This window comes from Methanosarcina sp. UBA411, from assembly GCF_002495725.1.
In the GTDB taxonomy this organism is placed as follows: domain Archaea; phylum Halobacteriota; class Methanosarcinia; order Methanosarcinales; family Methanosarcinaceae; genus Methanosarcina.
In genome coordinates this window covers 88756-101798 of the sequence record NZ_DAGK01000034.1, presented here as the reverse complement: position 1 = coordinate 101798, position 13043 = coordinate 88756, and the positions used below count along the sequence as shown (strand labels likewise).

The following is a 13043-nucleotide window of genomic DNA, read 5'->3' as shown; positions in this document are numbered from 1 at the left end:
AACTATGAGACAGATCGCGATCTACGGCAAAGGTGGAATCGGGAAGAGCACTATCTCCTCGAACCTGTCCGCCGCATTAAACGAGATGGGGCATACTGTCATGCAGGTTGGTTGTGATCCCAAGAGAGATTCGACGAGGATCCTTGCAGAGGGAAAGTTCATTCCCGCAGTACTGGAAGAGCACCGGGAACAGCTGAGGGTAGGAAAAGACGAGTACGCGATCAATCTGGATAACATAGTGTTTAAGTCCCCCGGCGGGGTTTACCTTGTCGAAGCTGGAGGACCGGAACCAGGTATAGGGTGTGCTGGTCGAGGCGTGCTGACCGCACTGCAGATCTTAAAAGACCTCAGGGCGTTTTCGACTTACAATATTGACGTGGCAATCTATGACGTACTCGGTGATGTCGTATGCGGTGGATTTTCAATGCCGATTCGCGAAGGATTTGCAGAAGAAATCTATCTTATCTGTTCTGGGGGGTTCATGAGTATATACGCTGCAAACAACATTGCACGGGCCGTACAACGCCTTGCAAAGCGAGGAGACGTAGGGCTTGCCGGAATTATTTGCAACAGCAACGGCGACGAGGCATTTGAGCATGCGTTTATTCCTGCATTTGCAAAAAAACTGGGAACCTCGTTTGTCCAGTTTGTCCCCAGAAGTCCTTTGATTCAGGCTTGTGAACTAGAAGGAAGACCCCTTGTGGAGTATGCCCCTGATTCACGAGAAGCAGAGATCTTCCGGAACCTTTCAAAAGCGATTATGGAAAATGACTCACGGGTGATCCCAACACCGATAAGCGACCTTGCCGAGCTTGAAACGATGTACAGGCAATGTCTGGTAAAGAGATGAGAAGCAAATCATTTCACGGAGGTAACATGTATGAAATATGTCGACGTCGACAAGATTTACAAGGAGACACCGCTTGATAAAATTCCCTGGAATAGCGAGACACCTCCAGAAGCGCTTGTCGAGCTGGTACAGAGTGGGAAGGTCCGGCCTTGCAAAACCATTGATCTCGGTTGTGGTGCCGGCAACTATGCAGTATACCTCGCAGGCCAGGGATTTGAGGTAACAGGTGTCGATAGTTCCCCGACTGCAATAAAGATCGCTACTGAAAACGCACAAAAAAGGGGAGTCAAGTGTAGGTTTATTGTCGCTGATCTCCTCGGGGACTTGCATGAAGTAAAAGAGACTTTTGACTTTGGATATGACTGGGAATTTTTGCACCATATATTTCCGGAAGACCGGGTAAAATATGTAAAAAATGTGTATAATCTCCTGAAACCAGGAGCACAGTATCTTTCTGTCTGTTTTTCTGAGAAGGACCCACAGTTTGGCGGCATGGGTAAATTCCGGAAAACCCAATTGGGAACAACATTGTATTTCTCTTCGGAATCCGAAATAAGGGATCTTTTTTCACCTTACTTTGTCATAAAAGAACTAAAAACGATAGAAATTAACGCTAAATTTGCATCGCATTATGTAATTTATTCGTTCTCTGAGCGGCGCTGATTTCGTTAAGTTTCTCAAACTAATTGCCAACGCATTAGATTTACCTTTTGTATTGACATTGTGCAGGTTAATAGAAGAACTCCTTGATCTGACAATTCTGAAAAATAAAATCAACCAGGTAACTGTAGGCGACCAAGTTTTGGAATGAGCCCATTAAATATACAAACTGATTAAATAAGTTTAATGAAATAACTAGTTTTTTATAATAGTATTTACATAATATAAATTGGTTCATGAGGAAGTAATCTGTGGAGTAAATTCAGGACAGCTTGAAATCTGATCCCGCAATATACTTCATTGCGCGTATCTGTAAAATGGAGCAAATTCAGGACAGCTTAAAAACTGATCCCGTAATATACTTCATTAACGCGTATCTGTAAAATGAAGCAAATTCAGGACAGCTTGAAATCTGATCCCGTAATATACTTCATTGGTGAAGGTCAAACCTTGTGAACCACCTTACAACCAACTTTTTTACTCAACACTTAGCTTGTAGATATTTTTTTCATCTTTTACTGCTTTTCCATCTGCCTTTTTCGTTTTCTTCTTTTCTCCCGTCTTTGCCGGGCTGTAATCGTTAGAGCCTTCGAGCATATAACTTAACCTCACATCATCGTCTTCAAGGACAAATATCGAGCAAGAAGGGTTCTGACTATTACCTTCTTCCCAAAAGTACAATAAATGTAAAAAGAAGTTTGAAAAATAGTAGTATTAATTAGAATTATTAAAAATGATTTTATAGTCCTGAGCGGATTCGAACCGCTGTCCCGGGCTCCAAAGGCCCGAAGGATTGACCACTACCCTACAGGACTGCACATTAAAGCTTTTACTTATAGATTAATTCATGTACTTAATTTTTGTGCCAGATCAAGACTATTTTGTGTTAATTTATCCATCAAAATCTTTCTATACCTTCATTTATTTATACAGTTCTTTTACGGCTTTAAAATATTTCTTATTGAATGATTTTTCGCTTACAGGCAATTTTTCAGATAATTAATTTAAAATAATTTATTTCATTACTATATTGTGGAGTTGGAAGAGGATACATACGATTGAATAGCTAAGTAGCGGGTTGTGACAGAACTGCCCGGGAGCTGGAAGTTCTTGCTTCAGGATATGTTAAGATGGGAGCATATCGGAAGCGGCTGTATGGGGGATACGGTAAAGGAACTGAGTTGCTCTCGGGCTTCTTCTTACTTAACTTTAATGTTCTTTTCTATTTTTTGGTATTTTATTATTTTATTAATACTATTACCTTTCTGCCTTTTCCTATATATTCAATTATTTATCTGCTGATTCTGTTATTTACCACGTGCTCAGATTTGCCAACAGCTTTTCATCTCACAAACTTTTTTGATCTAGACTATTAAACTGCTATTGACCAAAAAATCTTGTTCCACATCCGATTCTATGCTGATATTGAAATCTTTTATCTCAAACTACTTTTTGATTAAAAACAAATTTTCATATAATTAATTTAAAATAATTTATGCTCTTAGTATATTATGGAGTTAAGAAGTGAGGTGGGCTTACCACAATAGATAAGAAAGTAACCTGGAGGCTGGTGATTCTTCTTCGAATCAGTATGCTTGGGGGAGCGTAATATTCGAAGAGACTTTATTGGGGGATACAGCAAACGAATTCAGGGCCTCCAGGTATTTTCTTACTGTTTTCCTACTTTTTTTCCGAGTTTACCAAGTTTTTCGTTCTTTTCTACCTTTTTATTATCTTACTACTTTTTAAGAGCTTGAAGTATTGAAAATACACCGTAAACTTTTATTAATAGCTTCCGCCAGATTATGAATCATAGATTCACTCATGATTATACCTTTTTTAATATATTTCCTTTTTAAGGCTTTTTAATCCTTGGTTAACGCTAAAAACTCGTTTAATATGAAATTATAATTTGATTTTAAAACTTTTTATTCGAAAGCATTTTTCGTTCGAGACTAATTTTTGGTATAATTAATTTAAAATAATTACAGGGATTATTCTATATCGTACTTGGATGGAGATAACAGAACGAGTAAGTAACGGGTATGAATAGTAAATAAGTAAAATAAAGAATTGCCCGGAAGCTTTTGATCCTGTTCTGAATCATATGCTTGGGGGAGTATATCTTCAGACCAACCGTATCGGGGGCTATGGTAAAAGGAACAAAAAGCTTTCGGGCTTTTTCTTATTCTTCAATAAAGGATATTTTTTCCTATTTTTCTATAACGGATAAGGTCTATATTCCTGATAAGATACTTTCACTCAAGGTACTTTTACTCATAACTCGTTTATGATGAAGGTATGACGAAGGTATCGATGAACCATTGATACCTATCCTGATTTCTCAGGTTTTCAGGGTAGTATATTTAAGTCTAAGGAAGAGAACCATAAATTTCAAATTCAGTAGTATTTCAGTAAAATTCAATTTTCGAAAATCCTTGAGACAGCTCTTCTCCTAGAAAATTTTCCACTTCTTCTTTCAGGTTTTCAATAGCTTCTTCAATAGTGGTTCCCTTGCAAATTATATCAGCTTCAGGGCAGATTGAGATATAAAAACCGTTTTCTTGAAGGATAGTAGCAGAAAAAGGAAACAAGATTGTCATACTTTAAAATATCTATCAGTTTATGTTAAGGATTTCGTACCTTCTTGTACATTTAAATCGTTTTTTGCAGAAAAATCCCCCTATGAGCGCAGGACTTTTATACTAAAGCTAGTACCACATTCTAAATATATATTGTCAAGTTCGTGGGGCCTATGTTAGCAGAATTTATACTGTCCTCTCCTGTACCTTTACCTGATCTTTCAGTGCTTATTCTTCTGGGTGTCTTTATACTCACCGCTCTCAGGCAAGTCGGATCTTTAAGGCTACAGATCTGGCAGATCATGACATTTGGAGCGATACTGGTGTTATTGCTTGGTGAGATTTCCCCGCAAGAAGCTCTTGCCGCAATTAATATGGATGTGCTCATCTTCCTTTTTGGGGCTTTTTGTGTGGGCGAAGCACTTAACAGGAGTGGGTATCTTGCTTGGCTAGGGAACCGGATAGTCTCCAGGGCAAGAGACACTGATCAACTTGTTTTGCTTGTGCTCTTTTCTACAGGAATTCTTTCCGCAATTCTCATGAACGATACCCTGGCTATCATGGGTACTCCGCTTGTTCTGGGTTTTTCTAGAAAGTACAATATCTCTCCCAAACTCATGCTCTTTTCCTTGGCATTCGGGGTAACTACAGGAAGCGTTATGAGTCCTATCGGAAACCCGCAGAATCTCCTCATAGCAATTGGTGGAAATCTGGATTCTCCATTTTTAACATTTTTGCGTTCACTTGCCCTGCCAACCCTTATATGCCTTTTAATTGCTTATGCCGTGCTAAAACTTTTTTTTCGGGAAGAATTTGGAAAATCAACCCTTACTCATTCTGAAGAAGTCATTACCGACCCTGAACTTGCCAGTGTCTCAAAAATGGCTCTTTCCCTTTTGCTGATTCTCATAGCCTGTAAGATTTTCCTGGTGGAATTTTTGCCTGCCTGGGATTTTAGTCTTAGCTGGATTGCCCTTTTCTCCGCGTCTCCTGTCCTGCTTAGTAGAAAGCGTGTTGAGATCCTGAAAAATATTGACTGGGCAACTCTGGTTTTTTTCGTTTCAATGTTTGTACTAATGCAAAGCGTATGGATTTCCGGAACATGTCAGGAATTGCTTGCCAGGATGTCTCCTCAGTTAGGCTCTGTGTCAATGATTCTAGCACTCAGCATCGGGCTTAGCCAACTTATCTCTAACGTTCCCTTTGTTGCGCTCTATCTGCCTGCCATAGGTAGTACAGCTTCTCAAGGGCAGTTGATGGCGCTTGCTGCGGGAAGTACAATTGCAGGAAACTTTCTTATCCTGGGAGCGGCAAGCAACGTTATAATTATTCAAAACGCGGAAAAAGAGGGAAAAACCCTTTCATTTGCCGAATTCTCCAAAATTGGGATCTTAATAACGCTTTTAGACGCCATTACTTACTTTATCTTTCTCTAAACTTCAAAAGTTATTAATTCTCTTATTTTGTACTTTGAAGGCTTAATATCTCTTTATATTAAATTTAGAGACTTATTAATCCTTAATAAGCTCCCTCTTTTCTTTTTACGGGTATATAAATGAAGCTTAACCCTCCAATAAACTTGATATACTCAAAGCACATACACTTTTTTGTGGAAGATCTAATATCATGACCCAGAATAATACAGATCCAAATACCAGGCGCAAACGCGCCAGGGGTACTGTACAGATGAAAACCTTTGGGCCTGTTGAAGACCTTGAGACTCATGTCCGGTCCGACTGGTGGCAGACTCTTTTTAACTCACTTTACCTTAAGACCGATGCCGATCTTCTAGATGATATGGAGGTTACCAAGAAAGAGGTAGATCTCATTGTTTCCATTTTGGGGGTGTCTCCTGAAGAAAAAATTCTTGATCTTTGCTGTGGACAGGGGAGACATGTACTGGAACTGGCAAGAAGGGGCTTTTTGAATATTGAGGGATATGACAGATCCCAGTACCTTATAAGGAAAGCTAGAAACAGAGCACAAAAAGATAATCTGCAGGTCCGGTTTAGAGAAGGAGACGCAAGAAAGCTTTCGTATCCCTCTGATACTTTTGATGTAGTCACTATTTTGGGCAACAGTTTTGGTTACTTCGATTCAACACTCCAGGATAGAAAGGTTCTTGAAGAAATCTTCAGAGTTTTGAAGCCAGGGGGCAGAGTTTTCATTGATGCTGTTGACGGAGATCATATGAAAAAGAGCTTCCAGCCAAGATCGTGGGAATGGCTGGATAGAAAGTATTTTGTCTGCAGGGAAAGAGCTCTTTCAGCCGATGGGGATCGGCTAATCTGCAGGGAAGTAATAAATCGTATTGACAGGGGGGTAATTGCAGACCAGTTTTACGCTGAGAGATTGTACAATAAGGAAAGCCTTTTTGAGTTACTTACCGCATCAGGATTTAGCAGTCCAGCTTTTCATACTACTTTCAGCCCAGTATCTTCAAGCACTCAGGATGCGGGTATGATGGAGCAGAGAATCTTGGTCTCAGCCTCTGTTGAAAAACCCTGGCCTCCTTCTCTTCAGGAAGCCAGGAACAAAAAGCCAATGAATATTGCAGTTGTACTCGGAGACCCGAGAAAAGAAGATCAGGTAAAGCCTGCATGTGTGTTTGATGATGATGATTTCGATACGCTTGAGAGAATGAAAAAGGCACTTGCAGAAATCCCTCTCATGAGATTTACTTTCCTTGATAGGCATGAAACACTGCTGGAGGACTTGAAGAAAAAGGCAGCAAAAATTGATCTTGTACTTAATCTTTGTGATGAAGGGTTCTATAACGATCCCACAAAAGAGCTTCATGTTCCGGCTTTGCTTGAACAGCTCAATTTCCCGTATACAGGAGCAGGCCCTCAATGTCTTGCCTTTTGCTACGATAAGTCCATTATAAGGGGCGTTGCCAGAGAGATGAATATTCCTGTAGCAAAGGGAATGCTTGTAACCGAAGACTCAGATCTTTCAAAGCTCTCTCTATCTTTCCCCTTGCTTGTAAAGCCTAATTCAGGGGATTCAAGTTTTGGGATTACACAGAATAGCATTGCCCACAACCTTGAGGAGCTTCTTGAAATTCTTGCGGCAACCCGGGAAAAAATGGGTTCTAGCAGGCCTTTTTTACTGGAAGAATTCCTCCCCGGGAAAGACATCAGTGTTGGGATTATTGGAAATCCGCCTGCATGCACTATACTTCCTATTACGGAAGAAGATTACTCGAGAGTGCCGGACGAACTTCCAAAAATCTGCGGTTATGAAGCAAAATGGCTTCCGGACTCTCCTTACTGGAATATCAAATCCGTACCTGCCGATCTTACGGAAAAAACCAGAAAAGAGATTGTAAAATCTTGTCTTACTCTTTTTACCAGGCTGGGCTGCCGGGATTATGCTCGCTTTGACTGGAGGCTTGATGCCGAAGGCAAACCAAGGCTTCTGGAAGTAAACCCAAACCCTGGCTGGTGCTGGGACGGTCATCTGGCAAAGATGGCAGCTTATGCCAATATCTCCTATTCCGGAATGCTTGCAGCCATTATCGAAGCTGCAAAGGAAAGATATGGCCTTGGAAATGACGGAAAAGTTGAGCTTTCCAGGAAAATGTCTGAAGCCACTCCCCGAAAAAGTCCGGCTGAATATGCTGCCGAGTTTGAGGAAGAAATCGAAGCTAGCAACTGTATGGAATCCGGAAATAATCGAAAGAAAAATGTTTTCTCAAATCCTTCCAAAACAGTACATGCCTTTGAGAGCGTATAAATTAAAAAAATGTGAGATGCGAAATTAATCTTTCTCTTTCGCCTCTCTGCTTTTTTACTTTTGGATGATAATTGTAAGAATATCTTGGTCCTGCATTCTATGGTCTATGCCTACTCTCTGTCCCGGATGTTTTGCAGATGTACCCCATATCTGGGCATAGCGGAATTTCCTGCGAAAATCCCTGTGCAAGCGGTCACAAATTTGGCCTATATTGGTCCCACTCATGACTATCAAGGGCTCTTCCATGTCTGCGGGCTGACCTTGTGGTTTTAAGTAGACTCGAATGAAACCCAATCTGTCATAGATAGCATCTTTGAGAGTCTCGATATTAATGCCTTCATGGGCTGAAATAAAAATCGAGTTCGGGTATAGCTCTCTACATTCTTCAATCAACTGGGGATAGGCTAGGTCAACCTTGTTAACAGCGATAAGAGACCTCACATAACTGCGGTTGTTCAGGACAATGTCAATAAGCTGATCAACAGTTATGTTTTCCCTTATAAGTACGCTGGCGTTATGGATCTTGTACTCATCCAGCACAGCCTTGATAGTTTCTTCATCCAGGTCAAGATCAATGGTTGAGTTGATCTCTATCCCGCCTCTCTCTTTTTTCTTGATTACAACATCAGGGGGCTCCTGGTCTATGCGAATGCCAGCCTGATAGAGTTCGTCCATGAGTACTTCGTAGTGCTTGGGCTGGAAGACATCAAGCAAAAATATAACCATATCAGAGTTCCTGATAACTGATATGACTTCCTTCCCGCGCCCACGCCCCGAAGATGCGCCTTTTACAAGTCCCGGGACGTCAAGGAACTGGATTGTTGCCCCTTTATATTCCATTACGCCTGGCACAACTGTAAGGGTAGTAAACTCATATGCTGCCACTGCGGACTTGGCACCCGTGATTTTGTTCAGAAGCGTAGATTTTCCTACTGATGGAAAACCTACAAGGGTTACGGTTCCATCTCCTGATTTTCTGACCGAGTACCCATCCCCTCCTCCTTTTGCTGAGGCTTTCTTTTCCACCTCGTCTCGCAGGCGGGCTAATTTGGCTTTGAGGCGGCCTATATGGTGGGAAGTTGCCTTATTGTACACGGTCTTTCGAAGTTCGTCTTCGACTTCCTGTATTTGCTCCTGTATGCTGCTCATCTGGAACCTGCCGATTTCGGGACTAAAGAAATGATTTTCATATTATAGGAAAAAGAAACCGCGTCCAAACGGTTTCTACAAGCCTTTTTGATCCAAAAGAGATCCGTATCTGGATATTTTATCCTGAATAGTTGAATGAAATATATATACCTATGGAATGGTTTTATTTACTGGTTCTTAATAATAGGGCTACTCAGAATATTTATATCTCATAATAATTATAATAATACTTAAAGTTTATTGAAAACTGCTGCCGGTGAAAATTTCTTCACCAGAAGCTTGTTCAAAGAAAAACCTCTAATGTTCAAAAAGAGTGTCTCTCTTATTTAACTCTCTTATTCAAGGGAGAAACTATCTCAAAGGGGCTTTCTCTCCTATTCGATAATATTAATTTTATTCAAAGAAGATTATCTCTCCTGTCCTCTCATACACGTGTAGCCCGTCGGGAAGCTTTGAAGCGAATTCTGCGGAATTAAGAATTTCCAGAAACCTGCGGACTTCAGGAGTTTCCATAATTTCCTTCCTTATCAGAAAATCATACTCTTCCTCTGCAAATTTTATAAATTGGAGACCATTCTTTTCGGTACAGGCTTTCTTTCCTATGCCTACCTCAGCCTTTCCTGAGGCGACTGCCTCACAGACAGCTACTTCCGATTTTACTCCTGAGTCATATCCGGAAATTGAATCCGTAAACTCCTTTTTACTAATTCCCTTTCCAGCTACAAATTCTGCAATTTTCAGGTCTAAAAGAGCTCTTGTGCCTGAACCCAGGTTCCGGTTAATCAGGTTTTTTCCCGGGAGGTCCGAAAGCCCGGAAATCGGTTTATCCTGACTGACAAGAAGCCCTACTTCCCGCTTGTACCCCTTCACAAGGACAACGCCTGAAAGTCCCATATTCTCAATTGTAGGGATGTTATACAGGACTCCATCCTGTCCTCTGGAATCTCGTGAAGGCATATTCACGCCTGCAATATCTGCCGTATTTGCGGCAATTGCGCTGAAGCCCCCGCTTGAGCTTGTGTAAAGGGTTCTGAAACGAAGTCCGCTGAGATCTTCAAGCAGGTCAAGGCCAGGACAGGAGCCGCCTGCTATCAGGAGGTCAGGTTTTTCAACCTCGCCGAAAAGGGTTACTTCTACAGGGGTTCCCGCTTCAATAAACTCTGTACTGGACGGAATTTCAATAAAGCCATCTGCCCCGGAAAGAGAGGTTATGGCACCTGAGCCTCTATCCGCAGGATAAATCTTTCCCCGGATCAGGCCTACAGGAAGAAGCTGTTGTCGTCCTTCTGAACGGAAACCGGTACCCATAATTCCTTTTTCCGTTTTTTTGAGTTCTTTACCTTCTCCAAGGGCTTTTCTGAGTAGGGGGATAACGAATTCGTTAAAAATCATTAATGCAGATGTAGGGTTTCCGGGCAGCCCTATTATGGGAACGCCTTTTATTACTCCAATAACCACAGGTTTTCCAGGCTTTATATTTATGCCGTGGGCAAGAGTTTCTCCTATTTCATCTATGAGCCTGTACATCACGTCTCCGGCCCCTGATGACGTACTCCCAGAAGTCAGAATCAGGGCACATTCAGAAACCGCAGTTTCAAGTGCCTCTTTCATGGCTGCCTCGTTATCTTCTACAATCCCGTAAAGCAGGGGGAAAGCTCCGCATTCATGTATGCCGGCATATAATGTATAAGAGTTTGCGTCGTATATCTTTCCGGAGGTAAGTTTTTCTCCGGGACGCACAAGCTCGTCTCCTGTTGAGATTATTCCAACTTTTAATTTAAGGACAGGAACATCCTTTTTTCCGATAGAAGCAAGCACTCCGATTTCTCTGGTCCCAAGCTTCCGTCCTGCCCTGAGCACACGTTCTCCCTTCCGGATGTCCGAACCGGCTTTCATGATATTTTCTCCCACAGTTACAGGCCTGTAAATCGCTACGGTCCCACCTTCTTCAGAGCTGTACTCAACCATGACCACTGCGTTAGCGCCTTCTGGAATCGGGGCTCCTGTAGCGATTTCAACGGCTTCCCCTGCCGAAACCTTAAATTTTGCATCAGAGCCTGCAGGGATGTTTCCAAGCAGCCTGAATTCTACAGGTTCGGTTTCGCTGCAGGCATACGTATCTTCTGCCCTGACTGCATAACCATCCATTACAGCCCTTGGAAAAGGAGGGACATTAATTTCGGTAATGATATCCTCTGCAAGGATTTTACCGTACGCGCTTTCAAGGGGAGAGGCTTCCTTTCTGGGAAGCACCTGCAAACTGTTTATTATTTCTCGGGCCTTATCCACTGAGATAAGTTTCCTAAACTCTTTGCGCTTCATAAATATCAAATCCTGACCTACGGCTTTCAGATGGGTTTTTAGTTTAATAGCATTACCTGACCTGTTTTATACTTATTTTTCCCTTTGAGGGAATATATTGCAAGCAGTTAACGCAAAGGCGCCCCTTTTCAAGAAAGGCCATCACAGAGAGACCAGCCTGGAAGAAATCATTTTTCAAAGACTGCATGAAAGGAATCTGTTAGTGGAAACTTAAATGGGAGGAGCTAAGGAAAATTCAAAACAAAAGTACAAAAAGGATTACAAAGTGAAGTTCAAAAGTGATTTTAAAAGGGATTTCAAAAGGAGTTTAAAATGAAGTTCCAAATGGAAATTTCAATCCTAAAAAACTGATAAAAAAGAATCATGGCGAGAAAATTCTCGCATGATTTTATTCTTTTTTTGTTTCTTTCATTTTTCAGGCTGCCCTTTACTCATAAATTGGGGTGCCTGTGCTCTTGGTTATTTTTTCAAAGGCTTCAACCATCTTCATTGTCATGGGTCCGGGCTTGCCTGTACCTATAATTCTTCCATCAAGTTTGGTTATTGGGGCAGCTTCAGCGGCGGTACCTGTGACGAAAATCTCATCGGCTGTATAAAGGTCAAACAGGCCGAGATTTGCTTCAATGGTGGGGCATCCCATCTCATTCAGAAGTTCGATGGCTGTGGCTCTGGTAACCCCTTTTAAGTTGCTGATTGTATGGGGAGTAAGAACCTTGTTGTTCTTGACTATGAAAATATTATCTCCTGAACCCTCACAGACAAAACCATTCTGATCAAGGAAAATGGCTTCGTCTCCTCCTTTCTCATTGGCTTCGATCTTTGCCAGGATATTGTTCAGGTAGTTCAGGGACTTGATATTCGGGGATATAGCATCAGGGGCATTTCTCCGGACACAGACACTGACGGCTTTGAGCCCGACTTCATACAGGTCACCGTACATGGCTCCCCAACCCTGGGCTATGACAACCACGCAGGGCTTCTCACAGCTGCGGGGGTCAAGCCCGAGATCTCCAGCTCCCCTCGAAACAACCGGACGGATATATGCATCTCTGAGGTTATTTTTCCTAAGAGTTTCAAGTATTGCTTCACTCATCTCTTCCTTTGTAAGAGGGATATCCATTGCAATTGCCTTTGCTGAGTCATAAAGCCTGTCAACATGCTCTTTTAACTTAAAGACACGTCCATTGTATGCCCTTATGCCTTCAAAAACACCATCGCCATAGAGGAAACCATGGTCATAGACCGAAACTTTGGCTTCGGATTTGGGAACAAACTTCCCATCCAAGTAGATCAGTAACTCACTCATTTGCGAACAATCCTCTGCAATCTTACTACTTTATAGGGTTTACCTATTTTCTTGAGAATGTCAATTAAATGTGGTTTTAATACACAAACCCTATAAACCATTTACTTTTTTCACTCATTGACAGTATGTAAGCTCTGCGCGGGGTTTTAAATACTCAAAGCCTCAGGGAAGTTTCCATACTGGCAAATTCCTAAGTAAAATGCCGAGTAAGTGAGTATATACTAAATATATATTACAATTCCGCTTCTATTCAAACATTTTAAGGCTTTTACAGCCCCAATTAACGTATCCATACAAAAAGCTTTTATGCTAAAACGCGCATTTCGTATTCCGCAGTAGAAAAAGCAAAAAGGGCTCGTGGCTTAGCCAGGATATAGCGCTGGGCTTCTAACCCAGACGTCGGGGGTTCAAATCCCTTCGAGCCCGCTTAATTCTT

General features: G+C 41.6%; 9 protein-coding genes and 2 tRNA genes. 5 read left to right on the top strand and 6 right to left on the bottom strand.

Annotated elements, in window-relative coordinates; translation table 11 throughout:
• The first annotated feature begins 4 nt into the window (after positions 1-4).
• Together BP861_RS13750 and BP861_RS13745 are read left to right on the top strand one after the other, a co-directional pair.
• Positions 5-850 (top strand): AAA family ATPase, encoded by an 846-nt coding sequence (locus BP861_RS13750; protein ID WP_292376470.1) that lies wholly within the window; start codon positions 5-7, stop codon positions 848-850.
• Positions 851-880: 30 nt separating this feature from the next.
• Complete coding sequence (locus tag BP861_RS13745; RefSeq protein ID WP_292376467.1) at positions 881-1513, top strand: class I SAM-dependent methyltransferase; 633 nt, start codon at positions 881-883, stop codon at positions 1511-1513.
• Between the two features lie 474 nt (positions 1514-1987).
• Here the strand turns inward: BP861_RS13745 and BP861_RS13740 are convergent, their stop codons facing one another.
• The 3 genes from BP861_RS13740 to BP861_RS13730 all read right to left on the bottom strand — a co-directional run bounded on the left by BP861_RS13740 (position 1988) and on the right by BP861_RS13730 (position 4113).
• The gene (locus BP861_RS13740) at positions 1988-2191 is read right to left on the bottom strand and encodes a hypothetical protein (RefSeq protein WP_292376465.1); all 204 of its coding nucleotides are present in this window, start codon (positions 2189-2191) and stop codon (positions 1988-1990) included.
• A 61-nt stretch (positions 2192-2252) separates the two neighbouring features.
• A tRNA-Gln gene (locus BP861_RS13735) sits at positions 2253-2325 on the bottom strand.
• 1596 nt (positions 2326-3921) lie between these two features.
• Positions 3922-4113, bottom strand: a complete 192-nt coding sequence (locus BP861_RS13730; protein ID WP_292376463.1) for a hypothetical protein — start codon at positions 4111-4113, stop codon at positions 3922-3924.
• Positions 4114-4265: 152 nt separating this feature from the next.
• On the opposite strand from BP861_RS13730, the gene BP861_RS13725 reads away from it, so the two are divergent.
• Positions 4266-5528, top strand: a complete 1263-nt coding sequence (locus tag BP861_RS13725) for an anion transporter (RefSeq protein WP_292376461.1) — start codon at positions 4266-4268, stop codon at positions 5526-5528.
• A 190-nt stretch (positions 5529-5718) separates the two neighbouring features.
• Positions 5719-7830: a methyltransferase domain-containing protein gene (locus tag BP861_RS13720; RefSeq protein WP_292376459.1), complete on the top strand. Its 2112-nt coding sequence runs from the start codon at positions 5719-5721 to the stop codon at positions 7828-7830.
• 54 nt (positions 7831-7884) lie between these two features.
• Here BP861_RS13720 and BP861_RS13715 read toward each other — a convergent pair whose 3' ends face one another.
• The 3 genes from BP861_RS13715 to ilvE all read right to left on the bottom strand — a co-directional run bounded on the left by BP861_RS13715 (position 7885) and on the right by ilvE (position 12607).
• The gene (locus BP861_RS13715; RefSeq protein WP_292376457.1) at positions 7885-8979 is read right to left on the bottom strand and encodes an OBG GTPase family GTP-binding protein; all 1095 of its coding nucleotides are present in this window, start codon (positions 8977-8979) and stop codon (positions 7885-7887) included.
• Between the two features lie 393 nt (positions 8980-9372).
• On the bottom strand, positions 9373-11301 hold the full coding sequence (locus tag BP861_RS13710; RefSeq protein WP_292376455.1) for a molybdopterin biosynthesis protein: 1929 nt from the start codon (positions 11299-11301) through the stop codon (positions 9373-9375).
• 427 nt (positions 11302-11728) lie between these two features.
• Positions 11729-12607, bottom strand: coding sequence for a branched-chain-amino-acid transaminase (gene ilvE, locus BP861_RS13705; protein WP_292376453.1), 879 nt, complete (start codon positions 12605-12607; stop codon positions 11729-11731).
• Positions 12608-12958: 351 nt separating this feature from the next.
• Here ilvE and BP861_RS13700 point away from each other — a divergent pair.
• Positions 12959-13033 (top strand) — tRNA-Arg (locus BP861_RS13700).
• Positions 13034-13043: the final 10 nt, after the last annotated feature.

Excerpts from the sequence above, each read along its gene's own strand:
- BP861_RS13745 (WP_292376467.1), top strand. The coding sequence starts at position 881 with ATGAAATATGTCGACGTCGACAAGATTTACAAGGAGACACCGCTTGAT.
- BP861_RS13710 (WP_292376455.1), bottom strand. The coding sequence starts at position 11,301 with ATGAAGCGCAAAGAGTTTAGGAAACTTATCTCAGTGGATAAGGCCCGA.
- BP861_RS13720 (WP_292376459.1), top strand. The coding sequence starts at position 5,719 with ATGACCCAGAATAATACAGATCCAAATACCAGGCGCAAACGCGCCAGG.
- ilvE (WP_292376453.1), bottom strand. The coding sequence starts at position 12,607 with ATGAGTGAGTTACTGATCTACTTGGATGGGAAGTTTGTTCCCAAATCC.
- BP861_RS13715 (WP_292376457.1), bottom strand. The coding sequence starts at position 8,979 with ATGAGCAGCATACAGGAGCAAATACAGGAAGTCGAAGACGAACTTCGA.
- BP861_RS13725 (WP_292376461.1), top strand. The coding sequence starts at position 4,266 with ATGTTAGCAGAATTTATACTGTCCTCTCCTGTACCTTTACCTGATCTT.
- BP861_RS13730 (WP_292376463.1), bottom strand. The coding sequence starts at position 4,113 with ATGACAATCTTGTTTCCTTTTTCTGCTACTATCCTTCAAGAAAACGGT.
- BP861_RS13750 (WP_292376470.1), top strand. The coding sequence starts at position 5 with ATGAGACAGATCGCGATCTACGGCAAAGGTGGAATCGGGAAGAGCACT.